24 protein-coding genes are annotated in these 24810 nt (G+C 70.3%); 17 read left to right on the top strand and 7 right to left on the bottom strand.

The window, feature by feature from the left end; genetic code table 11:
- Window positions 1-374: 374 nt before the first annotated feature.
- Entirely contained in the window at window positions 375-1175 is an 801-nt protein-coding gene (locus FB558_RS30860; RefSeq protein ID WP_246106881.1) for an alpha/beta hydrolase, read from the top strand.
- Here the strand turns inward: FB558_RS30860 and FB558_RS30865 are convergent.
- Complete coding sequence (locus tag FB558_RS30865) at window positions 1146-2603, bottom strand: helix-turn-helix domain-containing protein (protein ID WP_170231611.1); 1458 nt, start codon at window positions 2601-2603, stop codon at window positions 1146-1148. The two genes, FB558_RS30860 and FB558_RS30865, sit on opposite strands and share 30 nt — an antisense overlap.
- A 152-nt stretch (window positions 2604-2755) precedes the next feature.
- Here FB558_RS30865 and FB558_RS30870 point away from each other — a divergent pair, with 152 nt between their 5' ends.
- The 9 genes from FB558_RS30870 to FB558_RS30905 all read left to right on the top strand — a co-directional run bounded on the left by FB558_RS30870 (window position 2756) and on the right by FB558_RS30905 (window position 9653).
- Window positions 2756-3646 (top strand): radical SAM protein, encoded by an 891-nt coding sequence (locus tag FB558_RS30870; protein WP_211366980.1) that lies wholly within the window; start codon window positions 2756-2758, stop codon window positions 3644-3646.
- Between the two features lie 72 nt (window positions 3647-3718).
- Window positions 3719-4003 carry a hypothetical protein gene (locus FB558_RS44105; RefSeq protein ID WP_211366981.1) on the top strand — a complete coding sequence of 95 codons (285 nt, stop codon included), beginning with the start codon at window positions 3719-3721 and terminating at the stop codon, window positions 4001-4003.
- A 35-nt stretch (window positions 4004-4038) separates the two neighbouring features.
- The gene (locus tag FB558_RS30875; protein WP_170231612.1) at window positions 4039-4671 is read left to right on the top strand and encodes a 3'-5' exonuclease; all 633 of its coding nucleotides are present in this window, start codon (window positions 4039-4041) and stop codon (window positions 4669-4671) included.
- Entirely contained in the window at window positions 4668-5342 is a 675-nt protein-coding gene (locus FB558_RS43515) for an AAA family ATPase (RefSeq protein ID WP_170231613.1), read from the top strand. Before FB558_RS30875 ends, FB558_RS43515 begins: the two co-directional genes overlap by 4 nt.
- 186 nt (window positions 5343-5528) lie before the next feature.
- Window positions 5529-5975 (top strand): 6-pyruvoyl trahydropterin synthase family protein, encoded by a 447-nt coding sequence (locus FB558_RS30885; protein ID WP_170231614.1) that lies wholly within the window; start codon window positions 5529-5531, stop codon window positions 5973-5975.
- Entirely contained in the window at window positions 5972-7312 is a 1341-nt protein-coding gene (locus FB558_RS45325) for an rRNA adenine N-6-methyltransferase family protein (RefSeq protein ID WP_142059651.1), read from the top strand. The genes FB558_RS30885 and FB558_RS45325 overlap by 4 nt, the downstream gene beginning before the upstream one ends.
- Window positions 7313-7487: 175 nt before the next feature.
- Entirely contained in the window at window positions 7488-8771 is a 1284-nt protein-coding gene (locus tag FB558_RS30895) for a helix-turn-helix domain-containing protein (protein WP_112276300.1), read from the top strand.
- A complete protein-coding gene (locus tag FB558_RS30900) occupies window positions 8771-9145 on the top strand; it encodes a hypothetical protein (protein ID WP_233520190.1) in 375 nt (124 codons plus the stop codon). The genes FB558_RS30895 and FB558_RS30900 overlap by 1 nt, the downstream gene beginning before the upstream one ends.
- Window positions 9138-9653: an NUDIX hydrolase gene (locus tag FB558_RS30905; protein WP_113694550.1), complete on the top strand. Its 516-nt coding sequence runs from the start codon at window positions 9138-9140 to the stop codon at window positions 9651-9653. The genes FB558_RS30900 and FB558_RS30905 overlap by 8 nt, the downstream gene beginning before the upstream one ends.
- A 514-nt stretch (window positions 9654-10167) precedes the next feature.
- Here FB558_RS30905 and FB558_RS30915 read toward each other — a convergent pair.
- Together FB558_RS30915 and FB558_RS30920 are read right to left on the bottom strand one after the other, a co-directional pair.
- Window positions 10168-10575 (bottom strand): bacteriophage spanin2 family protein, encoded by a 408-nt coding sequence (locus tag FB558_RS30915; RefSeq protein WP_005456771.1) that lies wholly within the window; start codon window positions 10573-10575, stop codon window positions 10168-10170.
- 100 nt (window positions 10576-10675) lie between these two features.
- Complete coding sequence (locus tag FB558_RS30920) at window positions 10676-11725, bottom strand: TerC family protein (protein ID WP_005456772.1); 1050 nt, start codon at window positions 11723-11725, stop codon at window positions 10676-10678.
- Window positions 11726-11994: 269 nt separating this feature from the next.
- On the opposite strand from FB558_RS30920, the gene FB558_RS30925 reads away from it, so the two are divergent.
- Window positions 11995-12492 (top strand): hypothetical protein, encoded by a 498-nt coding sequence (locus FB558_RS30925; protein WP_005456773.1) that lies wholly within the window; start codon window positions 11995-11997, stop codon window positions 12490-12492.
- Between the two features lie 175 nt (window positions 12493-12667).
- Complete coding sequence (locus FB558_RS30930) at window positions 12668-13060, top strand: helix-turn-helix transcriptional regulator (protein WP_246106882.1); 393 nt, start codon at window positions 12668-12670, stop codon at window positions 13058-13060.
- 409 nt (window positions 13061-13469) lie between these two features.
- On the opposite strand, the gene FB558_RS30935 is transcribed toward FB558_RS30930, so the two are convergent.
- A complete protein-coding gene (locus FB558_RS30935; RefSeq protein WP_225950578.1) occupies window positions 13470-14480 on the bottom strand; it encodes a TerC/Alx family metal homeostasis membrane protein in 1011 nt (336 codons plus the stop codon).
- A gap of 214 nt (window positions 14481-14694) precedes the next feature.
- Here FB558_RS30935 and FB558_RS30940 point away from each other — a divergent pair, with 214 nt between their 5' ends.
- Both FB558_RS30940 and FB558_RS30945 read left to right on the top strand, forming a co-directional pair.
- Entirely contained in the window at window positions 14695-16011 is a 1317-nt protein-coding gene (locus FB558_RS30940) for a bifunctional folylpolyglutamate synthase/dihydrofolate synthase (protein ID WP_005456777.1), read from the top strand.
- Between the two features lie 134 nt (window positions 16012-16145).
- Window positions 16146-17279: an L-threonylcarbamoyladenylate synthase gene (locus FB558_RS30945; RefSeq protein WP_236808252.1), complete on the top strand. Its 1134-nt coding sequence runs from the start codon at window positions 16146-16148 to the stop codon at window positions 17277-17279.
- Here FB558_RS30945 and FB558_RS30950 read toward each other — a convergent pair.
- The 3 genes from FB558_RS30950 to FB558_RS30960 form a co-directional block, all read right to left on the bottom strand.
- Window positions 17184-18572, bottom strand: a complete 1389-nt coding sequence (locus FB558_RS30950; RefSeq protein ID WP_005456779.1) for a UDP-N-acetylmuramoyl-tripeptide--D-alanyl-D-alanine ligase — start codon at window positions 18570-18572, stop codon at window positions 17184-17186. The two genes, FB558_RS30945 and FB558_RS30950, sit on opposite strands and share 96 nt — an antisense overlap.
- A 72-nt stretch (window positions 18573-18644) precedes the next feature.
- Window positions 18645-19514 carry a DUF6671 family protein gene (locus FB558_RS30955; RefSeq protein ID WP_005456780.1) on the bottom strand — a complete coding sequence of 290 codons (870 nt, stop codon included), beginning with the start codon at window positions 19512-19514 and terminating at the stop codon, window positions 18645-18647.
- A complete protein-coding gene (locus tag FB558_RS30960; RefSeq protein ID WP_005456781.1) occupies window positions 19514-19813 on the bottom strand; it encodes a helix-turn-helix transcriptional regulator in 300 nt (99 codons plus the stop codon). The genes FB558_RS30955 and FB558_RS30960 overlap by 1 nt, the downstream gene beginning before the upstream one ends.
- Before the next feature lie 126 nt (window positions 19814-19939).
- Here FB558_RS30960 and FB558_RS30965 point away from each other — a divergent pair, with 126 nt between their 5' ends.
- From FB558_RS30965 to FB558_RS30975, 3 genes are all read left to right on the top strand, one after another.
- Window positions 19940-20398 (top strand): hypothetical protein, encoded by a 459-nt coding sequence (locus FB558_RS30965; RefSeq protein ID WP_005456782.1) that lies wholly within the window; start codon window positions 19940-19942, stop codon window positions 20396-20398.
- Complete coding sequence (locus tag FB558_RS30970; protein WP_091679436.1) at window positions 20395-21978, top strand: proton-conducting transporter transmembrane domain-containing protein; 1584 nt, start codon at window positions 20395-20397, stop codon at window positions 21976-21978. Before FB558_RS30965 ends, FB558_RS30970 begins: the two co-directional genes overlap by 4 nt.
- A 154-nt stretch (window positions 21979-22132) precedes the next feature.
- On the top strand, window positions 22133-24763 hold the full coding sequence (locus FB558_RS30975) for a DUF2309 domain-containing protein (protein WP_005456785.1): 2631 nt from the start codon (window positions 22133-22135) through the stop codon (window positions 24761-24763).
- The last annotated feature ends 47 nt before the right edge of the window (window positions 24764-24810 follow it).

Genomic DNA, 24810 nt, shown 5'->3' on the forward strand with positions numbered 1-24810 from the left:
GCTGAGATCACCTCACTGGTGGGTGGGTCTTTCGCACGCGGACGGCGGCATGGATCTCACCGGAACACGACCAGCGCGCCGAGGTCCCACGCCTGGGTCCTGGCGGCGGTCTGGCGGCCAACAGGTTCCCCGGACCGACCGCACCAGCGAGGGTAGGGAAGCGCATCGCACCCGTCACCACGACGGGTTCGAGCCTCGTCGGCGAGGTCGAGGAGGTACGCGGTCTCCCCGATGGTGTCGGCGCCCTGGGCGACTCCGACTCCGTCGGCGGCTGCGTCGCCGATCGATGATCGCGACGTTGAGTGCGGTCAGGTCCTCGAAGGTCAGTGATGCGCCGGGGACGCAGCGGAAGTTGCTGAGGCAGGATTGGCGGTGTGACCACCAGACTGATATCGCTGGACGGAACGGTGCTGGCCGCCGACATCGTGCTTCCCTCGGGAGCCTCGCGCGGGGTTGTGCTCGTGCACGGCGGTGGGGTGAACCGCCACGAGGGCGGATTCTTCGACCGACTGGCCGGCGGCCTTGCTCGGGCAGGTCTGGCCTCGCTCCGGCTCGATCTGCGGGGCCATGGAGAGAGTCAGGGTCGACAGGAAGACCTGACTCTCGCCGGAGTCGGGAACGACGTGCGGGCCGCTGTTGGTGAGCTCGCAACCCGCATCTCCGCGGAGCGCGTCAGCGTGCTGGGCGCGAGCTTTTCCGGCGGGGTCTGCGCATCGGTGGCAGCACGTTATCGGGATCTTGTCGACCGGCTAGTGATGATTAATCCGCTGCTCGACTACAAAAAGCGGTTCATCGACGACAAGGACTACTGGAACGATGACCGCATCGACCGGGAAGCTGCGGACAAGCTTGCCGCTGATCGCTTCATTGCCCACTCGCCGACTTTCCGCCTTGGGGCAGCGCTGCTCAACGAAGTTTTCTGGTGGGACACCCGCGCGGATCTTCCTCAGATTACGGCACCCACTCTCGTCGTACACGGCACGAAGGATACCTTCATCCCGATCGACTCCTCACGATCGGCAATGCAGGAATTGGTGTGCACGTCCCAGCTCATTGAGCTGGACGGTGCGCAGCATGGCCTGGCCTTACACGACGACCCGCGTTACGAGAATCCACAGACACAGCGTTGGCAGTCCGAGGCTATCTCACTCGTCTCGCGCTGGCTGACCGGCTAAAACGCAGCGCAGGACGTCTCGCAGCTCTTGAACGTGATGCCGCCCTTGCCACGGGGTAAGCACATCGGCCAGCGTCCGCGCCTCACGGACGCTGCGTCGTGAGGAACTGGCGATTGCAGCAGGAAGCGACAAGCAGGCGAGCTGTGCCGCCTCGTCGGGCTCGCCGGACAGCGCCAGGGCCGTCGCCATGAGTATCGAAAAGTAGGCGTGGTCACGGCGTGACAGATCGGAGCTGATTACCTCGCGATAACGCAGGACAGCTTCTCGTGGCCGCCCGGCATCCAACAGGCACAACGCCGATTGAAGACCGAATAGTCGTTCACTGTACCGACCGCCCGGCTCGTCGTCCGCAGCATGGGCCCCAATTTTGGATAGCATGGTGGACGCCTCGTCCAGCCGCCGTTGGACGTTGTCACCACTCGCACCGAGCATGGCTTCACCGCGTGCCTGCTGCTGGAGAATTTCTGCCCGCAGACCGGGACCGAGGGCGGTACCGAACCTGGCTGCCGCGAGGGTCAGGTCCAGCATCCGCGGCGCGTCCCGACGGTCGTAAGCCGCCTGGGCCTTGCGCAGCAGGACGTAGGCCTGCATGGGGCCATCGTCCGCCTGCTGCGCGAACTCCATTGCTCGATCGTGCCAATATAGGCACCGCTCCTCGAAGCCGAGATCGCGGTATAGAAAGCCCGCGAACTCGGCCGCTCGTGCCGCCGTACGCAGTAATGCTCCGCGATCGGCGCCACGCGATTCGGCAAGCGAGGCACCGATCCCGTCGAGCAAGGCCTCTGCCCCGACCACCGCATGCTCGGACCCTACGCGCTGGTCGATCCGCTGGAGTCGGTCCAGCTCATCAGCGTGTCCTTGCGGGCCGGTGTCCGGCGTCTGCGGACGCGGACGCATCTGACCGACCCAAGCTCCGACCGTGTCACCTCCAGCATGTACACAATCGTCGACGGCATGCTCCTGCCTGTCGACGGGTTCTGGGCGCCCCGGCATGGGGAGCGCCGAGATCCGCACGACCGAGGGTGGTGCCGCCGGGATTTGTGTGGTTAGTGAAGACGACACCGTCGCCTGTCCGACGCTCGTGCCGTACAGGGTTTGCGTCGACCGATCGCCCTCGACGTATGCCGCGCGCTTCCGCCGCGCCGTGCGCTGCGGGAGCACCTTCGCGTGAAGCTCGATGAGCGAGCCACCGGCAGAAAGCTCTGCATCGAGCACGCGGACCAGCTCAGCCGACGCGCATCCGCCAGTGAGTCGTTCCGCCCGGGAGACGTACTGGCGGGTGTAGCCGATCAAGTCAGCCAGCTGGTGCTGCGACAGACCGGCGGCCGCGCGGAGGCGACGAATCTCGAACGCCAGCGCCGTCTCGGGCTTGGTCGGGTCCGGACCTACTCGTCGAGTGGCGGGCGCGGAGGTTCCGTCGTCACTCACCCGAGGTCTCCTGTCGTCGCTGCCGCAGAGGGGCAAATCGCCGCACCGGGTTGTTGCCCCCTGCCTGGATCGTAGCTCGTCTGATCACCTGTGGTCGGCAATCGCGCACGTTCAGCAACCGCGACCGCGGAGCCAGCGAGCGGGAGGACAGCATGGCGACACCGCGCCCCGGCGGGCGGATCCGGCTGCTCGACGAGCGTGAGCGGGCGGGGATGGACCCGGCGCTGTTGGAGATGGTGGAGTACCGCAAGTCGGGACTGAGCCTGAACTGGATCGTGGGCTGCCCGCTGGACTGCGGGTACTGCGTGCGGCATCTGTTCGGGAACTACAGCCTCAAGGTGCCCCGCGCCCTCACCGATGACGCCGAGGCGTTCGCCGCGTTGATGAGGCACCGGTTTTTCCGGCCGCACGCCACGCCGGTGCAGCTGCTCAACCGGGCCACCGACCCGATGCTGGCACCGGTGAAGCCGCATCTGTTCGCGATGCTGAGGATGCTCGACGACGCCCGCCTCACCAATCACGTACTGGTTATCACCCGGTGGCGCGTCACCCCGGAGGACTGCGCCGCGCTAAACGGCCTGCGGCATGTGCGGGTGACGCTGCTGGTGACCTACTCCGGTATCGACGACGACCGGATCGAGCCGGTCGACTCGACCGTCGCCGCGGAATCGCTGCGCCTGGCGTACGCGCACGCCGACCGGTTCCGGGCGGTGCTGTACTGGCGCCCGCTCGTCCCGGGCCTCAACGACACCGACACTCACCTTGCGACGGCGATGGAGCTGTCGCGGCACGCGCACGCCACGGTGTTCACCGGGTTGTTCTTCCGCGACGAGATCCGCGACTACTACCGGGCGCACGGCCTGCCCGAACCCTACGAGCACACCGCGCGGCGCAAGGTCTTTCCCGAGCACCTCGAGCGGCGGGTGCTCGCTGCCGCTGCGTCCCGCGCACCGGGCGGGTCGGCGTTGTTCCGCAAGACCAGCTGTGCGGTCTCCTACGCCCACGGGCTGGCCGACTACAACGGCCATGTCGGGGTCCGGTAGCTGTGCGACATCTGCCCCGGCGCCCAGCTCGACCGCTGCCGCCGCGCGGTCCCCGACCTCAGCGAGGCCGCCGTGGCCGCGCGGGTGCGGCATCTCGGTGGCGACCTGGTGGACCTCACCGCACGCGCGGTCACCGTGATCGGCCTGGACGAGCAGCACCGCTACCTGCTCCAGCACACGCTCGGCGTTCAGGTTCACGACCGGGCCAAGCCCCACCATCATCGCCGGCACGGCCGCGCCGACCTCGGATGGCCAACTTCCGGCCCGACGGCGGTCACCGGGCCCGTCGCCCGCGCCGCTGGCCCCGACGTCGATCGAGAAGAGGTGCAGACGACATGCCGCAGCTGCCCATGCTGACGTTCCCGTGGCGCCCGAGCACGCCTGGCCAGGACGTGGTCGTCGTCGACGTGGAGGGCAACGGCCAGCAACCCCCAGAGATCATCGAGATCGCCCTGCTTCCCCTCACCAGCGGCGGCATCGCCACACCCGCGCAGCTGCGAACCTGGCTGATCCAACCCGAGAATCCAATCAACCCGGTGGTGACCCGCAAGGTTCACGGCATCGACGACGACGACGTCGCCGAGGCACCCCGGTGGGGCCAGGTCGCCGGCGAGATCGCCGACGAATTGCAGGGCCGCGTGCTGGTCGCGCACAACGCCGCCGTGGAACGGCGTGTCCTCGGCGCTCACCTGCCGGACTGGCGTCCTCCGCTCGTCGTGGACACCCAACGCCTCGCCAAGACCGCGTGGCCAGGCCTGCCCGGCGGCTACGGCCTGGACAACCTCATCACCCACGCCGCCCTCGACCCACCCGACACCACCGGCCTCCCCCCACGCGTCGCTGCTGGCATGGCACGACACCGTGCCCCGTACGACGTTTGGATGACCGCGGCACTGTTCGCCCACCTCGTCACCCACGCCGGCCTGAGTCCGGAACAGCTCCTGCACGCCGGACGACTGCCCGACCCACCACTACGACGCGCGGCCGGCGCCGACCCCACCAACACCGAGGACGGCTTGTGGTGAACCCGGACACCAACACCTCGAGCATCCGCGACACGCACGCCTCGACCAACCTCGACGCCGGTCCGACGCGCGCGGCCCTGGTGGAACGACCGGTGACGATCGCGGTCACCGGAGCGCACTCCACCGGCAAGTCGACCTTCCTGGCCCGGCTGACCAACGAGCTGCGCCAATACGACGTCGAGGTGGCCACCGTCGCCGACCTCGGCGAGCAGGCGCTGCGGATCGGCCTGCCGATCCTGCACTCCCACACCTATGCCTCCACCACATGGATCATGACCCGAGGCATCAGCAACGAGATCGCCACCTGGCCGCACACCGACGTCCTGCTCGTCGACCGGCCCGTCCCCGACGCACTGGGCTACTACCTCGCAGCCCTGGAGTACCGCGGCGAGCAACTACACCCCGCCCTCCTCGGGCACCTGAGGGCGCTCGCGACCGGACACGCCATCCACTACGACCTGATCCTGCGCACCGAACTCGACCGCACCCTGCCGATCGGCACGAACAGGGTCCGCGACCACAACCACCGCTACCGACACCTCGCTGATCAGCACATCGGTGCCGTCCTGAACGATCTGCGGATTCCGCATCAGTTGCTGCGATCCGACGGCCACGACGCGGCGATCACCTATGCGACTCGATTCGCTCTCACCCACGATTCAAGCAGGTAACATCGGCGGAAACCGAGCCGATTCCGGAGTACTAGGGGGGCAAATACAGCGACGTCGCTGTTGCCCCATTCACGGATGCTGAAGCGTCATTTCTCCTGGGACAATGAACCCAACCAGACGCCACGAAACCTTCAACGTGCTCCCGCTTTCGCATTTCTCCCCAGTATCGGGCGCGGAGACCCAGCGATGAACAACGCTCCTGAGGACATCGATGCCGGCGCGTTCGCCCGCTACCGCGGCACCGTCACCGTGCGGTTCTCCGCCGCGCTGCGCATCGCCGGTCTGGAACCCGGGGAAACCGCGGGCCGTTTGCACGGGCACGACTTCACCGCGGTGTTCCTCTTCGAGTCCGCCACGCTGACCTATCCCGGGGTCGTCGTCGACCACGACATGCGCGACGAGATCACCGGGCGGATCACCGACCGCCTCCACCACCGCGATCTCGACCGGCTCCTCGACCGGGCCGCCACCTGCGAAGCGCTCGCCGACTACCTCGCCACCTGGTACGTCCGCTCCGCCCGCCCACCTGGGCACGCTCGCCTGCTCGCGGTCACCGTCACCACCGCAGCAGGCGACCACGGCGAGATCCATCTCCCTGCGCCACGTCACCACCCGGCGGGCGGATCCCGATGAACAACGCCGCACGCATCTGCCCCGAGCCGCGCGCTACCGGTGCGATCTGGGACCCCGCGCTCGATCGCGCTTGGAAATCACACGCCGTCCGTCTCGCGGGACAGCTCGTCCGCCACGGCGTCCTCACCGACGGGGCGTGGCGCGACGCCGTCCTCGACGTCCCCCGCCACCACTACACACCCAGCTACTACACCGCCACCCCACCCGGCCCCGGCAGCACCGGCTGGCACCACCACCACCGCCCTGACGCCGGCCCCGACGCACCCGCCGGCCACGCCTGGCTCCGACACGTCTACGCACAGGTCCCGCTCGTCGTAGCCCTCTCCGGAATCAACATCTGGGGCCGCCAATACCCCGTCGCCGTGTCACCCCACCCGGCCACCACCATGCGGCTGCTGCACACCCTCGACATCCGTGCCACCGACCGCGTCCTCGAGCTCGGCACCGGCAGCGCCCACACCACCGCCCTGCTCGCCCGCCGCGTCGGCGCAGAGCAGCTCACCAGCGTCGAGATCGACCACGAGGTGCACCACCTCGCCGCACGCCAGCTCGACCAGCTCGGTCATCACCCCCACCTCATCCTGGCCGACGACATGGTCCTCGACACGACTCCCCTCCACCCCACCGAAGTGGCATCACGCGGGTTCGACCGGGTCCTGGTCGGCCACACCGTCGACCACCTCCCCGCCGCATGGCTGCACCACACCCACCCCGGGTCGCTCGTCCTCACCACCCTCACCGGCGGGCTCGGGATCGGCCACCCCGCACTGCTCCACCACACCCCGGGCGGACGGCTGACCGGCCCCTTCCTCCCGTGGCCCACCGACGACCTGCCCGCCCGGCGCCACCACGCCCGCCTCACCGCCGTCCGCAGACCCGCAACCCCCGCCGCCACCCGACCCCGCCACCGCAGCACCCCCGTCGACCCCACCACCCTGCACGCCAACACCCCCCTGGCGCTGCTCCACCAACTGCACCTCCCGGGCGGCACCACCGCCGCCGTCCGCACCGACGCCCACGGGCGCGCCGCCACCTACTTGCACGCCCCGGACAGCAGCTGGGCCGAGATCGCCCACCAACCCGACCGCCGCGGCCACCATGACGCCCGCGTCGCCGGACCCACCAACCTCCTCGACGCCCTCACCGAAGCGCGCGACACCCACCACGACCTGCACCGGCCCGGCTGGACCGACCTCGGCCTCACCACCGCCACCCGATCCGCGCCCGGAGTGGCACCACCCCGGGCGACGTCCACCGTCGTGTGGTGCCACGACGCCGACACCGGACCCCGCTGGCCCGTGCACCCCGCACCCGTCCGGCTCGGGCCCACCTCGTGAACCGCCCGCGCCTTCGCGACCGCCTCAACCGCCGAAGGAGCACACCGCGCTGTTCCCCGCACACCGCGCCGGACGCGCCCGTGCCACTCACCAGCGTCCCCGACGGCCGGACCCACCTCATCGACGTCACCGAGCACGCGCACGCCATCGCCCACAGCACCGGTGTCCCGTGTTCATGAGTGACCGACGAGATGCCTTCGCCGCGCGGCGTGAGCAGATGGGCTACACCCAGGAGAGCTTCGGCGCGGCGGTGGGCGTGGAGTTCTCCACGGTCGGACGCTGGGAACGCGGCACCCTGACCCCGCAGCCGTACCGTCGACCGTGTTTGGCTAAGACCCTCGATGTGAGCCTCGACCAGTTGGATGCGTTGCTCACGCCGAACCGGCAAGCTTCTACCGTTGCCACTGAACCAGCCGACCCTGCGGAGGCCGACGACATGAACCGTCGTGACCTGCTGCGCTTGTTCAGCATGACCGGCGCGTTGCTCGCGCTGCCTGCTGGCGAGACAGTACTCGGCGACGTCGACCGGCTCGCCGCCACAGCTCACGCGGGCACGGTGGACACGGCGGGAGCAGCGGAGTTCGCCCAGCTCAACTCCCACCTGTGGCGCGTGTACGCACTGTCGCCGACCAAGGCCCAGGTGCTGCCGCTGGTCCGAGCCCAACTCGGTGTACTCAGCGACTCCTTGCGACGACCGCAGACACCGACCATCCGACAACGGCTCTGCGAGCTGACCGCCGACCTCTTCCAGTTGGCGGGGGAAATCTTCTTCGACGGCAACCGATACACCGACGCCGCTCACTGCTACACGCTTGCGGCAACAGCGAGCAAGGAGGCCGTCGCTTCCGACCTGTGGGCCTGCGCGTTGACCAGGCATGCTTTCGTCGCCGTGTACGAGCGCCGATTCGCGGATGCCGCGCCGATGCTCGACGTGGCCGCCACCATCGCACGTCGAGGCGACCCCAGCCTGTCGACCCGACACTGGGTCGCCGTGGTGCAGGCCGAGACCTTCGCCGGCCTCGGCGACTTTGACTCCTGCCAACATGCCCTCGACACCGCTGCTGAGGTCCAGCGCCTACGGGGCCAGGTGCACAACGGCGGCTGGCTCCGGTTTGATGGCTCCCGCTTGGCTGAAGAACGCGGAACCTGCTACGTCACGCTGGGCCGCCACGACCTAGCTGAAGCGGCTCTGGTCGACGCCCTGCAGGGCACCTTGACCGCCCGCCGGAAAGCAGGCGTCCTGACCGACCTGGCGATGATCGGCGTGCACCGTCGCGACCCGGACCAGGTCGTCACCTACGCCGACACCGTCCTGACTACCGCCCGCCAGACCCGCTCGGGGGTCATCGCACAGAAGCTGCGGGTCCTTCAGCCACACCTTGCTTCCTTGCTCAACGACCAACAAATCCAGCGACTCGATGCCGAGATCACCAAACTCGTCGGCAACCGCGCCGCGTGATGGAGGACGACCGAATGCACAACGACCGTGGCCGCGTGTTCCGCGAGGCGTGGATCGCCGGAGTCACCAAGCACTACCCCGGTGAGCCGAAGCCTGGCTACATCACCCCGTGGGACCAGACCCCCGACTGGGAACGCGACGCCGCGACCGCCGTGTACGACCAGGTCGTCGCCTTCATCAAGGCCACCGACGGCGCCACCACCAAACTGACCCCAGACCAGAAAGGCCGCTTTGTGGCGTTGTGCTGGATCGGCCAGATCTTCAAGCACTTCCCCGAGCCGAAGCCGTCGTACGTCGCGGACTGGAACGATTTGCCGGACTGGCAGAAGGCGACGGATATCGACATCTTCGAGCGCATCGAACGCGATGCCTGACCAGGCGACGATCGACGCTGCGGCCGTCGATGCTCGCCTTGCCGAGACCGAGTACGACGACGCTCAGGCGTGGCTACACGCACGTTCGACCGCGTTGGAGCCGCTCGCAGCCGAGGTCTGGGTCACCGACCCGGAGCACCGCCACGTGCTGCTCGTGCGGCACCGGGTGCGAGGCTGGGTACCGCCTGGCGGAACCGTCGAGCCAGGCGAGACGCCTCGAGCCGCAGCAGCCCGTGAACTCTTGGAGGAGACCGGCCTGCTGGGCGAGCTGCTGTCAGTGCCGGCGGCCGTCGCTGTCCGCTCTTTCCGCGCCGACTGGACGCCAACGCTGAGCCTGTCCTACGGAGCCGTCATCAACCGCGACGCGCCACTCGGCGGGGAGAAGGGACAGCCGCCGAAGTGGGTCGACCTGGACGAATCGTGGGAGAGCGTGTTCCCCGAGGATCGCGACCGAATCCGCGCGTATGTGCGCAGGCTCGCGGCAGAGCACGCGGTCGAGGCGCGCTGATCCTGTCGGGCGGGGCTTTAGTGTCAACGGCGGGCGAATCTTGACCCCCTGGCGGCACCTGGGTTAGGCGCCACGCCGGGGTCAGTTTTCACGCGCCGTCGACAGCTTTAGTTGGTGGCGGCCCCTGCGGACATGCACAGATCGTCCCAAGCACCATCCCGCTCTGGCGTTTTCATGGGCGGTCTGGGTCGCACGTCCGGACGTGAACGTCCGCCGTTTCGTCGTTGACATGGCCGCTGATCAGGTCCGATCAACGCCGGGTAGCGTGGGTGCGCTAGCGAATCTGGGAGTGATTATGGCGATACGACGAGATGCTCTCGCAGCACGGCGCGAGGCTCTCGGCTTCACCCAGGAAACCCTCGCCCAGGAGCTTGGGGTGGAGCTCTCGACAACCTGACCTCGCCTGCGAGTGGGCCGCTCACCTGGAAGGGAGGGACGACCGACGAACGTTCAGCGGGGTCGCCGACGGTGCTCATCACGGGCTGCTTCCTGTCGTGCCCGTGACCCTACTTGGTCAGGGCGCGCAGGCGGTGGTGAGCGCGGCGGCCTGATCGGCCCTGGTCTGCAGCCAGGCGGCTGGAGCACTGGTGAGGGTGTCCAGGGTGGCCGTCTGCAGGGTGGCGGCCAGGTCGGTGATGGCGCGGCCGATGTCGGTGTCGCTGGTGGTCGCGGCCAGGTCGGTGAGCTCGGTGGCGGTGGTGTGCGCCTGGTCCAGTGCGGCCTGCGGTGCGCTGAGGTCGGGCGGGTTGGCGACCAGTGCCAGCGCGTCGCTACACACCTCGGCGGCGGCGACCGCGCCGGTCACGGTGTCCGCGGCCGAACCGGCGGTGTCGCCGGCCTGCTGGACAGCGCCGCAGCCGCTGATCGCCGCCACGACGCCCACGCCGAGCAGCACAGAGGTCCATCGAGTCGAGATGCGCATGAGCGGGTTCCTTTCCGGATGGGCTGGGTCTGTGGGGTGGTGCCGCCCACCGCTGGTGGGGGGAGTGAGCGGTGGGCGGCACCGGGGCGGTCGACGCGCGTCAGTCGCGCGTCGACAGGCCAGTGGGCGAGGACGGGGCCGTCTCGGCTGCGGCCGCCCCGGTTTGGGCTGGCTCGGTCGTGACCGTGTCGGGCTCCGCACCGGCCAGCGAATCGGCAGAGGCAGCCGCTGGGGTGGCCGGGGTGGTGCGGGTGCGGATCCAGCTGGCCGTGACGGCGACGGCGAGCAGGAGGGCGACCACGGCCAGCGAGAACCAGGTGGGGATCTTGTAGAGGTCGAGCAGCAGCATCTTGATGCCGACCCACACCAGCACCAGGGCGAGGCCTAGCTTGAGGTAGATGAAGCGGTGCATCAGGTCGGCGAGCAGGAAGTACATGGCGCGCAGGCCCAGGATGGCGAAGGCGTTGGAGGTGAACACCAGGAACGGCTGCTGGGTGATGGCGAAGATCGCCGGGATGGAGTCGACGGCGAAGACGATGTCGGTGACCTCGACCAGCACCAGCACCGCCAACAGAGGGGTGGCCACCCAGCGCCCGGCCTGGCGCACCAGGAACTTCTGCCCGTGGTACTCCTCGGTGGTGGGGATGACCTTGCGGAACAGGCGCAGCACGACGCTGCGGTCGGGGTCGATGGTCTCGTTGCGGTGCACGGCCATCCGGACACCGGTGGCGACCAGGAAGGCGCCGAACACGTACAGGATCCAGGCGAAGGACGCGATGAGCACCGAGCCCGCGGCGATGAACACCGCCCGGAACACCAGTGCGCCGAGCACGCCGTAGAACAGCACGCGGTGCTGGTACTCGCGGGGAACGGCGAAGTAGCCGAAGATGATCGCGAAGACGAACACGTTGTCCACCGCGAGGGACTTCTCGATCACGTAGCCCGCGAAGTACTGGGCGGCGAACTCGCTGCCCCACGCCCACCACACGATCGCGCCGAACCCGAGGCCGAGCGCGACCCACACCGCCGACCAGGCGGCGGCCTCGCGGACCCCGACCACGTGTGCGCGGCGGTGGGCGAACAGGTCGATCGCGAGCATCACCAGGATCACGCCGAGCACCGCGGCCCACGCCCACAACGGAACAACCACAGTCAAGCACCTCCGGTCACGTCGAGTGAAACCGGAGGTCTCCCCAACCGCCAGAGCACGTGCGCTGGGTCCGGTGGCGCCGGGACCGGGCAGCCATCGAACTGCCGTAATGACGATCCCGGACGTGGTGGGTACTCCCCTCCGCACCACCAGAATGACGAAATACGGTTCGCCTGTCAAGGCTTGACTGGCGAACCGTACTTCGTCAATCTGGAAATGAGGCCAGCGCGCGGCCTCCTCGATCCGTGCCGTGGAAAGCAGGTCCGCTGATGCCCGCCCAGTGCACAACCCTCGTCTGCGTCGTCGACGCCACCGATCCCGCGCCGGCCGCCGAGCTGCCCGCGGCGGTCGAACTGATCGCCGACCACGGCCACCTCGTGCTCGCCGTGCTGCACCCGCCGCCGGGGCTCACGCTCAACGCGCGGCTGATCGCCTGGCAGCAGGTCCGCCGGGAGCAGGTCACCGCCGCGGCGCTCGCTCCCGCGCTGTCACGGCTCCCGTCATCCGGGCTGGCCGAGCGGGGCGTGCGGATCCACACCACCGCGTGGCATCACCGTCGCGGGCCGGGCGGCCGGCATCGGCGCGTGGCCGCCGCCCTGCTGCGACTGTGCCGAGTGCACGACGCCGACGTGCTCGTGTTGCCCGCCCATCCTCGCGCCGAGCTCCTCACGCCTGCGACCTGCCAGTACCTGCTCGGCCTCACTCAACCTCGGCTGCGGATCCGCCGCGCAGACGAGCACACCCTGCCCGACGCGATGCTGGTCTGATCACACCCGGTCGAGCAGCTCCCCGCCGATCCGGACCCCGCGCCGACAGCGGCATCGAGGGTGGAAGGAATGCCTTATGGTCGGCCCCATGCGGCCTGCCGAACCCCCACCCGACCACGCCCTCCCCACCCCAGCGGGCTCGGATCCCACCGACTCCGGCACGGTGGATTCTGGCGTGGTGGATGCTGGTGCGGAACCGGCCGACGCCGCCGCGTCGCAGACGCCAGGGTCGTGGATGTTCCTGAGCAACCACGCCCACGTGCTGCTCTGCCTGGCCGCCGACCCGCACCAGACCCTGCCCGTCATCGCCCAGAAGGTCGGCATCACCACCCGCGCCGTCCAGCTCATCCTCACCGACCTCATCCAGGGCGGCTACATCGAGCGCACCAAAGTCGGCCGCCGCAACCACTACCGCATCAACCCCGACGGCCATCTGCGCCACCCGCTGGAAGCCCACCACCGCATCGCCGACCTCATCACCGCCGTCGGTCCCGCCACCCCTGACGATGCTCGTGATGCTTCGGCTGACGGCGCCTCGACTCCTCCGCGTCGTCGCCGCACCGGATAACTCGCCACCCTTGGTAAACGAACCACAGTTCGTCATTCTCGACGTTGAGGGGGAGTACCTCAACGACCAAGCCCCGCGTCGTCAACACGATCTGGCCGACCCGGATCCGGCGCAGGCACCCGCCGCCCCACCGCGCGGGTCCAGGAAACCTCACGCCACCGACGCCAGCACCACCAAGCACGCCCTGGCAAGGGCTACGTGGCGTGGCCGGGCGGTGTGCGGACAGGACCTCGCGACGACCAGCGCCCCTCTCGCTTCGCACCCCACACTGACACGCCACCCGGGACGGCGTGTGTTCATCGTGGCGGGCGGGGCGGCACCAACGCTGCGCAGGTGATGACCAACGCCAGCAGAATGAGTGCCGTGACAGCGATGTCGATGAGGAATCCGGTGAGCATGGTGAACATGGTCAGTCCTTCTCAATCACGTGCTGCTCGGCTCGGCGGCGGGTGCGCAGGCTCGCCGCGATGACGACGGCGAGGATGGCCACGATGACAGCGAGGGAGACCGGCGTGGGGATCTGCGGGGTGGCCGGCCAGATTCCGTGGGCCCAGTGCAACACCAGTTTCAGACCGATGAACGCGAGAATGACCGCCAGGCCGTGGTTGAGATAGACGAGCTTGGCCAGCGTGGCGTGGAGCACGAAGTAGAGCGCGCGCAGGCCGAGCAGCGCGAAGGCGTTGGTGGCGAATACCAGGTAGGGGTCCGCGGTGATGCCGTAGACCGCGGGGACCGAGTCCACGGCGAACACCACGTCGGTCACGAACACCGCGGCGACCACCACCGCAAGCGGCGTGAGCGCGCGTCGTCCGTGCTCCCGTACGGTCAGCCGGGTGCCTCGGTAGTCGTCGGTGACGGGCATGAACCTGCGGAGCAGTCGCACGATACGCATCTGGGATACGTCGCGGCCCGCGAAGGCCGAACCGGTGTGCACCTCGTGCAGGATCTTGCCCGCGGACACGAGCAGGATCAGGCCGAAGAGGAGGAACGCCCAGGTGCCTGCCTGCAGCAGCGCCGCGCCCGCCGCGATGAAGATGCCCCGCAGGACCAGGGCACCGGCGATGCCGTACAGCAGCACCCGTTGCTGAATGGGGGACGGGACCGCGAACCCGGCCAGGATCAGCATGAACACGAACAGGTTGTCCACCGACAGTGACTTCTCCACCACGAAGCCGGTGATGAACTCCAGTGCCGGCCCGCTGTCGAACACCGCCCACAGCCAGATCCCGAACAGGACGGGCAGCGTGAGATAGAACACCGACCAGCCAATCGCTTCCCGTATCGACACCTCGTGGGGACGGCGGGTGACGGCGAAATCGGTGACGAGGAGGCCGAGTATTACGGCGATGCTGGCGACCCACAACCAGGGCGACCCGATCGACGAGGACCCCACCGAGTCGGCGGGCGCGGCCACGGACAGAGACGACACCACGGGATGAAAGGGCACGAAGACCTCCGCGCACGGACGACGTTCGAGGTCTCCTTCACCCTGGTGAGGGCGGTCGCCCGGGGACACCATGGGGTGTCCGTATTGACCAGGCAGACACTTAGGGAAGTACTCCCCTCTGCACGCAGTGTCACTGGCCGGAATGTGGCTGTCAAGGTTGATCGGGGGTGGATCTAGGATCGGTGGCGTGAGGCGCGCCGGGGTATGGCAGTGGCTGGACGGTCACGTCGACCATGAGCGGGGGGTGGGGGTCGCTGCTGGTGGGGTGGTGTCGCAGGCCCCGACGACCGTGGTCATCGAGCGGCTGCTGCGCACGCTCGGCCGGCCCGAGCAGCGGGTGCCGGTGATCCTGGTGGCCGGCACCAACGGCAAGAGCACGACCGCCCGGATCCTGGCCGCGGTGCTGGCGGGCAGTGGACTGCGGGTCGGGTTGTACACCAGTCCTCATCTGCACCGGCCGCAGGAGCGGATCACCATCGATGGTGTCACGATCACCGACGACGAGTTGGCGGCGGTGCTCGACCCGCTGGTGGCGGACGAGCGCACCGCGTCAGAGCTGGGGCGGCCCAGTTGGTTCGAATTGATGACCGCGGCCGCGGTGGGCTGGTTCGCCGACCAACGTGTTGATGTCGCGGTGGTCGAGACCGGTCTGGGTGGCAGCGGCGACGCGACCGCCGCGCTCGGCGCCGGCCTGGTGGTGGTCACGTCGGTGGGCGTCGACCACGTCGAGTACTTCGGTGACACGCGGTGGGACAACGCCGTGGCTGAGGCTGGCGCGGTTCCTGAGGGCGCGACCGTGGTGCTAGCCGAAGCGGACCCGGCCATGCACCCGCCGTTCCTGGGCCGCCGCCCCTCGCGCGTGGTGACCGTGGATCGTGACTTCGGCGTGGCCGCCGACGCGCCGGTCGCGGATGGCCGGACGGTGTCGCTGTTCACGCCCGGGGCGACTTATGACGACGTTTTCCTGCGTCTGCTGGCACCGTGGCAGGCGGCGAACGCGGCGACGGCGTTGGCCGCCGCCGAGGTGTGGCTGGCCCGGCCGGTGGCCGACCAGGTGGTGCGGGCGGTCTGCGGGGCGCTGCGGGCTTCGGGCCGCTTTGAGCTTGTCCACACCCCCGGCCCTGTGCTGATGGACGGCGCCCACAACGAGGAAGCGGCCACCGCGCTGGCACGGGCGCTGCGGGAGCGGTTCGACGGCGTCTCCCGCACCGTGGTGGTCGGTATGACCGGGACCCGCGCGCCGGAGGCGTTTCTGAGTGCCCTGGGGGTCGGGGCTGGTGACTGGGTGATCTGCACCTCGCCCCGGACACCGCGAGCGGTGCCGCTCGCCAGGCTCGCCGCCGCCGCGCGGGCGGTGGGCGCAGGATCGGTCGCGGTCGAGGCGGATGTGGGTGATGCGGTGCGCCGCGCGGCGGCGGCGAATGATAGCACGCTCACGGTAGTTACCGGGTCGCTCTATGTGATCGGCGAGGCGCTGCCCGTCGTGCGAGCGCTGGTGACGTGACCACCCGTGCTGCCCGGGCTGAGCGCCGCGCGTGCTGATCGGGAAGAGAGGGTACGAGATCCGGTCTCGAAATGGGTCCGGCGGCGCGGGGGCAACGGTGATCGCGCGAGCCGGTGGTGTGTCAGACTGCAGTGGTGAGGGGTGAACGGGTGATGTCGGATCAACCAGGCATCGCGCCTGAGCGCGTGGGACTCGATGTGGAACGCGCTGCTGGCACCCTGCGCGCGGGTGGGCTGGTCGCGTTCCCGACCGAGACCGTGTACGGGCTCGGCGCGGACGCGGAGAACGTCGACGCGGTGGAGCGTGTCTTCGCCGTGAAGGGGCGGCCCTCGACGCACCCGCTGATCGTGCACCTCAGCGGGGCGCGTCAGCTCCCCGACTGGGTCGCGGAGGTGCCCGACGCGGCGCGCCGCGTCGCTGACCGTTTCTGGCCTGGCCCGGTGACCCTGGTTCTTCGTCGGGGCCGCCGTGTTCCCCGCGCGGTCACCGGCGGTCTGGAGACGGTCGCGCTGCGGGTGCCCGACCATCCGGTCGCCCGCGCGCTGCTCACGGCGTTCGGTGGCGGTGTGGCGGCGCCATCGGCCAACCGTTTCGGCTCGGTCAGTCCCACGGCGGCTGCTCATGTTGGCGACGGGTTGGGCGCCGACGTCGACTACGTGCTGGACGGCGGCCCCTGTGCGGTGGGTGTCGAGTCCACGATCGTCGACCTCACCGGCGCACCTGCGATACTGCGCCCAGGCGGCGTGACACGAGAGGATCTTGAGCGCGCACTGGGTTGCTCCGTGCCGGTGCGGGCGAGGAGTGCCGTACGCGTTCCGGGCCAGCATCCGTCGCACTACGCGCCGAGGGCACGGGTTGTCCTGGTCGAGCCGGGCCAGGTGATCGGCCACGCCGAGTACCTGGCAGCGCAGGGCCGGCGCGTCGGCGTCCTGCTGCCGCCCGAGTTCGCGGGCGGTGCCGGTGCGTGTGCCGGGCAGCGCGTTATCGCGGTGCCGGACTCGGGTGCGCGGTACGCGCGGCGGCTTTTCGAGTTCCTCCGTGACTTCGACCGGCATGAGTGCGAGGTCGTGGTGGCCTCGGTTCCTACCCCGGACGGGCTCGGATTGGCGATCGCGGATCGGCTCCGCCGAGCGGCCGGGTCGCGCAGCCAGACGGCCGCGACTCCGGGCTGCTCAGCGGTTGCTGAGCGCGGCGACGAGGTGTTCGAGGTGGGCGGCGCGGGATGCTTTGATCAGGACGAGATCGTCGGGACGAAGGATTCGACTTAGCACGTCGTGGGCGGCCTGGCTGTCGGGAACGGCGATGATGTCGAGGGTGCTGTGCTCGGTGTCGGCCGCGTCGGCGATCAGAGGCGCGGTCCGGGTGCCGATGGTGATCAGGACGTCGAGGCCGGCGCGTGCGGCGAGCACGCCGAGGTGGTGGTGGGCGCCAGCGGCGTGGTCGCCGAGGTCGGCCATCTCGCCGAGGACGGCGATCCGGCGGCGGGCGGACATGGTGCTCAGGGTGGTCAGCGCGGCGGCCATGGAGTCGGGGTTGGCGTTGTAGGCGTCGTGGAGGAGCGTGACCCCGTCGCCCCGCACGATGGTTTGCATGCGCCCGCCGCTGGCGGGTTCAGCGGCGCTCAGGGCATCGGCGATGGTGTGGTGGTCAAGGCCGAGGCCGAGGGCGAGGGCGGCGACGGCGAGGGCGTTGCCGACGTGGTGCCGGCCGGTCAGGCGGAGCGTGACGGGTGCCGTGCCCTCGGGAGTGTGCAGGGTGAAGCACGCCCGGCCGCGCGGCGTGACGTGCACATCTCGGGCGTATACGCCGTTGGGGTGGGGGCGCTGGCTCCACCAGCGGGTGCGGGCGGGGGTGAGCGGGGCCATCGCGGCGACGAGCGGATCGTCGGCGTTGAGGATGGCCAGCCCACCGTGGTCTGCAGAGGGGAGCCCGGTCAGTAGTTCGCTTTTGGCCGCGGCGATCCCGGTTTGCCCGTCGGGGTATTGACCGAGGTGGGCGGTGCCGACGTTGAGCACGACCCCGACGTGGGGGGTGACCAGGCCGCACAGGTAGCTGAGGTGTCCACGGCCCCGGGCGCCCATTTCCAGGATGAGGTAGCGGGTGTCGGGGGTGGCGCGCAGGACAGTGAGGGGAAAACCGAGCTCGTTGTTGAAGGAGCGGTCTGTGGCGGCGACCGGGCCGTGGTGTGCCAGGACCTGGGTGGCGAGATCTTTGGTCGTGGTCTTGCCGTTCGACCCGGTGATGCCGATCACGGTGGCCGGCAGTCGGTCTGCCACGTGGCGAGCCAGGTCGCCGAGCGCGCGGGTCACGTCGGTGACCTGGACGGCAGGGGCGGGCACCGGGCGTGCGGCCAGCACCAGGGCGGCTCCCGCAGCGAGGGCCGCTGATGCGTGGTAGTGCCCGTCGGTGCGCCGGCCGGGGAGGGCGGCGAACACGCCGCCGGGGTGGACCTGGCGGGAGTCGATGCTGGCGGGTGCGGTCACCAGCAGCGACGGGTCGGTCCCCGGGACGAGGTGACCGTCGGTGGCCGCGGCGATCGCGGCGGCGGTCAGGGGGATCATCGTGGTGACGCTCCTTCGGACGTGCAGTGGCTGGGGCCGGCCGGGTGGGTCTGCGGGGGTGGTGTCCGGGGGTTACGGGTTGCAGCATTCGCAGAACGTGGGATCGGCACGTCGTTGGCCGTCATCGCGAGGGTGGCGGCCGCGGTGCGGGCAGCGGGCACACCCGTGGATCGTTGCCAGGGTCAGGCGGGTGGGCTCGCCACACGTGCCGCAGGGCAGACCAGGTTCGCGGTCCACCGGGCCGAATCCGGGGGTGCCGCAGGCCGGGCACAGGGTGGCCAGACGCGAGGCGAGTTGGTGGGCGAGCACGCTGATCTCCCGCATGCGGGTGGGGTTGACGTGCGCGCGCATGTCGGTCTCCAGTCGCGCCAGGCCATCGGTGGAGTGCGCGGTGCACCGGCTGATCGCCGCATCGAGGTCGGCACGGGTCTGGATGCCCTTGCAGATGGGGCCTGGAGCCCGCACGTCGGCGGGGCTGTGGGGACGGACGATGACCGCGTGGGCACCGAAACCGACGCGCGCCAGGTAGGCGTCGGTTTCCTCGTCGAGGCGGCGGGTCGTGGTGTGGCTGAAGTTCGTCGGTGTGGTTCGGCGCTCCAGGATGCAGACGTCCCGCACCGTGTCGAGGAAGGCGAGGATCTCCTGGCCGGCGCTCAGCATTGGCGCGACCGGGTGCGGGCCGAAGGAGCCTTCGCTGGCCACGGCGAGTCCGAGGCCGGTCGACTCGATCGCGAGGCGCGCCTTGCGGACCGCGGTCTCGGCCGCCGACCCGGCGCGGGGGATCTCACCGGTGAAGGTGCCGAGCTGATCGGTGTCCACATCGTGGGCGAGCACAAGCCGCATGCCGGGGATCCGCGCCAGGGCGGCAGCGAGGGCTCGCTGCTTGCCGTGTCGGGTGGCCATCGCGACCGGTGCGCCCGCGTAGGGGTGCACGGCGAGCATTACACGAGGTTGCCGGATCGGGCGTCGATGCCGGTGAGCAGGGCCACGAGCTGCCCGATGGCGGTGTCACGGTCCATCGGGTGCCGCAGCGGCAAATCCGGATGCAACCGGTACCGGTTGCGCCGCCCCTCCCTGGTGCGTTCCAGGTAGCCCGCCTCGACGAGGTCGGCCACGATGCGCTGCGCCGCCCGCTCGGTGATGCCCACCACCTCGGCCACATCCCGCAACCGAACTTGTGGATCCCGCACCACGCACAGCAGTACGTGGGCGTGATTGGTCAAGAACGTCCACTCCTGCATGGCCGCAACTGTACCTCGTCGGGGGTAACGCATGTCACGCTTGCCAAAGCACGTCATCAATGTCGTATGATTCATATCGCGTATTAGAACACAGGTCATTGGTAGCGTGCTTGGGAGGTGGGTGTCATGGGCGACGAGGAGATGGCGCTCCCGTGGGAGAACCTGCTGCGGGAGGTGGGCGCGGTGGTCGACGCCGAGATGGCGGGCGTACTGACCGGCGAGCGCGCGGCCGATGAGGTGGCGCGGCGCTGGGCGCACCGGTGGGCCTCGCCGCCGCCGGACGTGGTGATCGACACCAGCCCGCCGGGCGTGCGGCGGGGGGCCGCGCAGAGCGTGGGTGCCTACATCGCCCGGGAGCTGGAACGGGGGCGGTCGCTGTACTGCGTGGTCCACGACGAGTTCGTCCGGGTGCGGATCGGGGGTTTCGACGGGCGTGCGTTGCCTCCGCATTGCCTGGAACACCTCGGTTCGCCGCCCGAGCCCGCTGCGGGCACCGGTGCTGAGCCGCGCGCCACCGACCTCGCCGGAGCCCCGGCGACGCGCGGCGCGGCGGCGCGCGCGGGTCAGGAAGGTACGACGGCGTGACAGGGGTGACGCTGCTCGTTTTGGTGGCCCTTCCCGCTGTTGCGGCCATGGCCGGGTCGATCCGGCGGCTACGAAGCTTGGCGCCCGCGTTGGGTGCGGGTGCGGCGCTGGTGGCCACCGCGCTGGCGGGGACGCTGGCCGTGACGGTGGTAGTCGGCGGGCCGGTGGCGATGGTGCTGGCCAACCCGGACGGGCGAGCCTGGACCGGGCTGGTGGTCGACCACGTCGGGGCGATCGTTCTGCTGCTGGTGTGCACGGTCAGCGCCGTGGTCCAGGCGTTCGCCCGCCGCTACCTGCACGGCGATCCGGCCGCGGCCCGCTTCGCTGTCGCGGCGGGGGCGCTGACCGCCGCGACCACGGTGATGGTGACCGCGGCGACTCTCGTCACCCTGGCGGTGGCGTGGACGCTGACCGGGGTGATCTTGTGCCGTCTGGTGGGGATGTATCGGCCGGCGCCCTCGGCCGTCGATGCCGCACGGCGCACCACCCGTGCCGTCGTCGCCGGGGACGCCGCGTTGTGGACTGGGGTTGTCCTCGCGGTCACGGTCTGGGGGGATCTCGACCTGCGCCACCAGGGCGACGCGGCCCTCGGCGGTGCGGTGGGCACGGTGGTGGCCTGTTCGCTGGTGGTCGCCGCGGCCGTGCGGTGCGCGCAGCTGCCCTGGCACCGATGGCTGCCGGCGACCCTGGCGGCACCGACCCCGGTTTCGGCTCTGCTGCACGCCGGCGTGGTCAACGCCGGCGGGGTGCTGCTGGTGAAGCTGTCGCCGATCGTCGGTGCCGCGCCGGTGGCGACACACCTGGCGTTCGCCATCGGAGCCGCCAGCGTCGTGGCCGCCACCGCGATCATGCTGACCCGCCCCGACATCAAAGGGGCGCTGGTGCACTCCACGATCGGGCAGATGGGGTTCATGCTCATGACCTGCGGGCTCGGCCTCTACGCCGCGACGGTGGTGCACCTGGTGGCGCACGGGCTGTTCAAAGCCACCCTGTTCCTCGGCTCGGGGTCGGCCGTGCAGCGGCACGCTGGCCACACTGCGGCTCCTCCCGCGCCTCGGTTGGCTCCTGCCCGCGCAGCGCAGGTCGCTGTCCTCGCCGGGGTCGCCGCCGTCGCGGCGGTCGGGGTGGCGGCCTGGTTGCTACCCCTTCATGCCGGTGGCGTCGCGTTGTCGCTCTTCGCCGTGGCCACCGCCGCGCGGCTGGCGTGGGGCTGGCTGCGTCGTCACCCGACCGGCGGCGCGCTGGTCACGGTGGTGATCGTGCTGCCGGGCGTGGCGATCGGGTACCTGGCCCTGGTGGGCGCGGTCACCGAGCTCCTGGCCCCGAGCCTGCCCGCAAGCGGGCCCGCCGCTGTCTCGGCCTGGGTTCTCGCGACCGTGGTGGCGGTGCTGGCGGCCGGTGCGCTGCTGCTCCACCTGGCACCCGCGGTCGGTCTGGGCCGGTGGCGCGACCGGCTGTACGTGGCGGCGTTGTCCGCCGGGCAGCAGCGCACGTACACCGCCGCCTGGGGTCACCCGCCATGGCTGGTACCGACACCGCGTCCGCGGCCGGTTCCCCAACTGGAAGGAGCTCGGGCGTGACTCGCCCCCACGCGCTCGACGGCATCCCGCGCAAGCGGGTCGCCGCCATGACAGGTGAGTCACCGGCTGTCCCGCACGCGTGGCTTCCCCTGTTCTCCACGGTCGCACGTTCCGCCACTTGTCGCGTCGTGCTCGCGCAGGAGGGTTCACACTCATGACCACCGGCCCCGCCACCAACCTCGCCCCCGATGCCGTCTCTGACGTCGCCACACAGCAGGCGGCAGTGCGCGCCGAGATCGCCGACGCGGCCGGATTCCTGGCTCCGACCTGGCCATTGGCGGACTTCATCGCGGTCAACCCGTTGTCCGGCCTGCTGGACCGCCCGTTCGCCGACGCGGCCACCACCGCCGCGGATCTGCTCGGAGCACGAGTCACCCCAGACGAGACCTGGCTACGTGCCGCCTGGCAGCGCGGCCGGATCACCGACGACGACCTGCGCGCCGCGCTGGCCCGCCGCCACCCCACGGCGCTACAGCGGGGCCCGCTCACTCTCGGCAACCGCGCCTACGACCCGGTCGACCTGCTGGTGGCCGATCTGCACCAGGGCATCGCGTGTCCACCGCCGCGCCGTCAGGCACGCACCGCGGCCGAAGCACTGGCCCCGGAGGTGGCCGCCCTGCTCAACACCCACACGATCCAGTGGTGCGCGGCCTACCTGGACGAAGGCCAGTCCACCTGGCGGATGCCGGGTCGTGACCGCGGCTTCTACTCGGCGTGGCGGGCGCTGGCCGCCCATGACGGAACCTTGCCGCGGCCGGTGCGGGCGCGGCTGCGGCACCTGCCCGAACGCGCCGAGCACACCATCCTGGACGCGCTGGCCGCGCTCGGTGTCCCGGACGACCAGCGGACCCGCTACCTGCAGGCCCACCTGGCCTGCTTGCCCGGCTTCGCCGCCCACGTCCGGTGGCGCGGCGAGCGGCCCGACAGCGGCATCGACCTCGTCGACTACCTCGCGTTGCGGTTGGCCGTCGAAGCCGCCGCGCTCGCCGGCTCCCACGCTCCCGGCACAGCGTGGTCCTGGGCCTCCGCGAGCCGGTTCGACACCCGGCAGGCCACCGTCGACCCGCACGACCGGGCCTACCACCTGTTGGGAGCGCTGGAAGTCACCGACACCGATGCCGCCCAACGGAGCGAGCTGGTGGAGCTGCTCGACCAGCTGCCGATCCAGCAGCGGGCGCTGGTCTGGCTGGACGCCTACGAGGACCACTACCGGAGCCGGCTGCTGCTGCGCATCCTCGGCCGGCCCCAGCCCGAACTGCCCGAAGCCCCACCGCGGGCGCAGGTGGTGTGCTGCATCGATCCCCGCTCCGAAGGACTGCGCCGCCACCTGGAGGTCCTCGGCAGCTACCAGACCCTGGGCTTCGCCGGTTTCTTCGCCGTCGCCATGCGCTACCGCGACCTCGCCGGGGGTGCCGCTCGCACCCAGTGTCCCGGCCCGATCACGCCTCGCCACACCCTCACCGAGCACCCCGCCCCTGGTCGGCGGCGCGCGGCCGAGCGGTCACTGGCCGGCCGCAGGGTGCTCGCCGCCGCCGAGCACTCCCTGCACGCCGCCAAGGACGACCTGCTGGCGCCGTTCGCCCTCGCCGAAGCCGCCGGCTGGCTGGCCGGGCCGCTGGCCGCGGCCAAGACCTTCACTCCCCGTGCCGCCGGCGCCACAGGCGCGTGGTGGGCCCGCCGCATCACGCCCGAGCCGCAGACCGAGATCTCCATCGCCGAGGCGCTCACCCCCGAGGAGCGTGCCGCGACCGCCGAAACCATCCTGACGTTGATGGGCCTGACCCGCGGGTTCGCGCGGCTGGTCGTGTTCTGCGGGCACCGCGCCCACACCGACAACAACCCCTACCAGGCCGCGCTGGACTGCGGCGCCTGCGGGGGACATCCCGGAGGTCCCAACGCCCGCACGGCCGCCGCCCTGCTCAACGATCCGCAGGTCCGCCTTCACCTGGCCGACCGCGGCATCACCGTTCCCGACGACACCTGGTTCGTCCCGGCCGAACACGACACCACCACCGACACCGTACGCCTGCTGGACACCCACCTCCTGCCCGCCACCCACCGCCGCGACGCTGACAGGCTCACCGCCGACCTCCGCACGGCCGGCACCCGGCTGGCCGCCGAACGCTGCGCCATCCTGCCGGGCGCACCCACCCGGCCCCGCCCGCGGCACGCGGCGCGCCACACCCGCGCCCGGGCCCGTGACTGGGCCCAGGTCTTCCCGGAATGGGGTCTCGCCGACAACGCCGCCTTCCTCATCGCGCCCCGCGCCCTCACCCGCGGCATCGACCTGCACAGCCGCGTGTTCCTCCACGACTACGATCCCGACCTCGACCCGACCGGCACCGTCCTGGAAACAATCCTCACCGCGCCGCTCGTCGTCGCACACTGGATCAACAGCCAGTACTACTTCGCCACCGTCGACCCGCAGTCCTTCGGCGCCGGCAGCAAAACCCTGCACAACGTCACCGGTGGGGGCCTGGGCGTCATGACCGGCCACACCAGTGACCTCCAGCCCGGCCTGCCCTGGCAGTCCCTCACCGACGGCCACCACGCCCGACATGAACCGCAACGCCTGCTCGCCATCGTGCAGGCACCCCTGCCCAGGCTGGACACCCTCATCGCCCGCCACACAATGCTGCACCACATGTTCAGCCACGACTGGATTGGACTCGCCGCACGGGAACAGCCCGACGACCCGTGGCACCGCTACACCCCCACCGGGTGGCAGCCCTGGCACCCCAGCACCGACACGCCAGCACCGACATCCCGGCAGGCGCTCCCGTGACCGCTCCACACCACCCGATGGCGGCGTCCCACCCGGAACGACCTGTC

It is taken from the genome of Pseudonocardia kunmingensis, from assembly GCF_006716445.1.
GTDB classification, from domain to species: domain Bacteria; phylum Actinomycetota; class Actinomycetes; order Mycobacteriales; family Pseudonocardiaceae; genus Pseudonocardia; species Pseudonocardia kunmingensis.

Excerpts from the sequence above, each read along its gene's own strand:
- FB558_RS30870 (WP_211366980.1), top strand. The coding sequence starts at position 2,756 with ATGGCGACACCGCGCCCCGGCGGGCGGATCCGGCTGCTCGACGAGCGT.
- FB558_RS30885 (WP_170231614.1), top strand. The coding sequence starts at position 5,529 with ATGAACAACGCTCCTGAGGACATCGATGCCGGCGCGTTCGCCCGCTAC.
- FB558_RS45325 (WP_142059651.1), top strand. The coding sequence starts at position 5,972 with ATGAACAACGCCGCACGCATCTGCCCCGAGCCGCGCGCTACCGGTGCG.
- FB558_RS30895 (WP_112276300.1), top strand. The coding sequence starts at position 7,488 with ATGAGTGACCGACGAGATGCCTTCGCCGCGCGGCGTGAGCAGATGGGC.
- FB558_RS30900 (WP_233520190.1), top strand. The coding sequence starts at position 8,771 with ATGGAGGACGACCGAATGCACAACGACCGTGGCCGCGTGTTCCGCGAG.
- FB558_RS30905 (WP_113694550.1), top strand. The coding sequence starts at position 9,138 with ATGCCTGACCAGGCGACGATCGACGCTGCGGCCGTCGATGCTCGCCTT.
- FB558_RS30915 (WP_005456771.1), bottom strand. The coding sequence starts at position 10,575 with ATGCGCATCTCGACTCGATGGACCTCTGTGCTGCTCGGCGTGGGCGTC.
- FB558_RS30925 (WP_005456773.1), top strand. The coding sequence starts at position 11,995 with ATGCCCGCCCAGTGCACAACCCTCGTCTGCGTCGTCGACGCCACCGAT.
- FB558_RS30950 (WP_005456779.1), bottom strand. The coding sequence starts at position 18,572 with ATGATCCCCCTGACCGCCGCCGCGATCGCCGCGGCCACCGACGGTCAC.
- FB558_RS30955 (WP_005456780.1), bottom strand. The coding sequence starts at position 19,514 with ATGCTCGCCGTGCACCCCTACGCGGGCGCACCGGTCGCGATGGCCACC.
- FB558_RS30960 (WP_005456781.1), bottom strand. The coding sequence starts at position 19,813 with ATGCAGGAGTGGACGTTCTTGACCAATCACGCCCACGTACTGCTGTGC.
- FB558_RS30965 (WP_005456782.1), top strand. The coding sequence starts at position 19,940 with ATGGGCGACGAGGAGATGGCGCTCCCGTGGGAGAACCTGCTGCGGGAG.
- FB558_RS30975 (WP_005456785.1), top strand. The coding sequence starts at position 22,133 with ATGACCACCGGCCCCGCCACCAACCTCGCCCCCGATGCCGTCTCTGAC.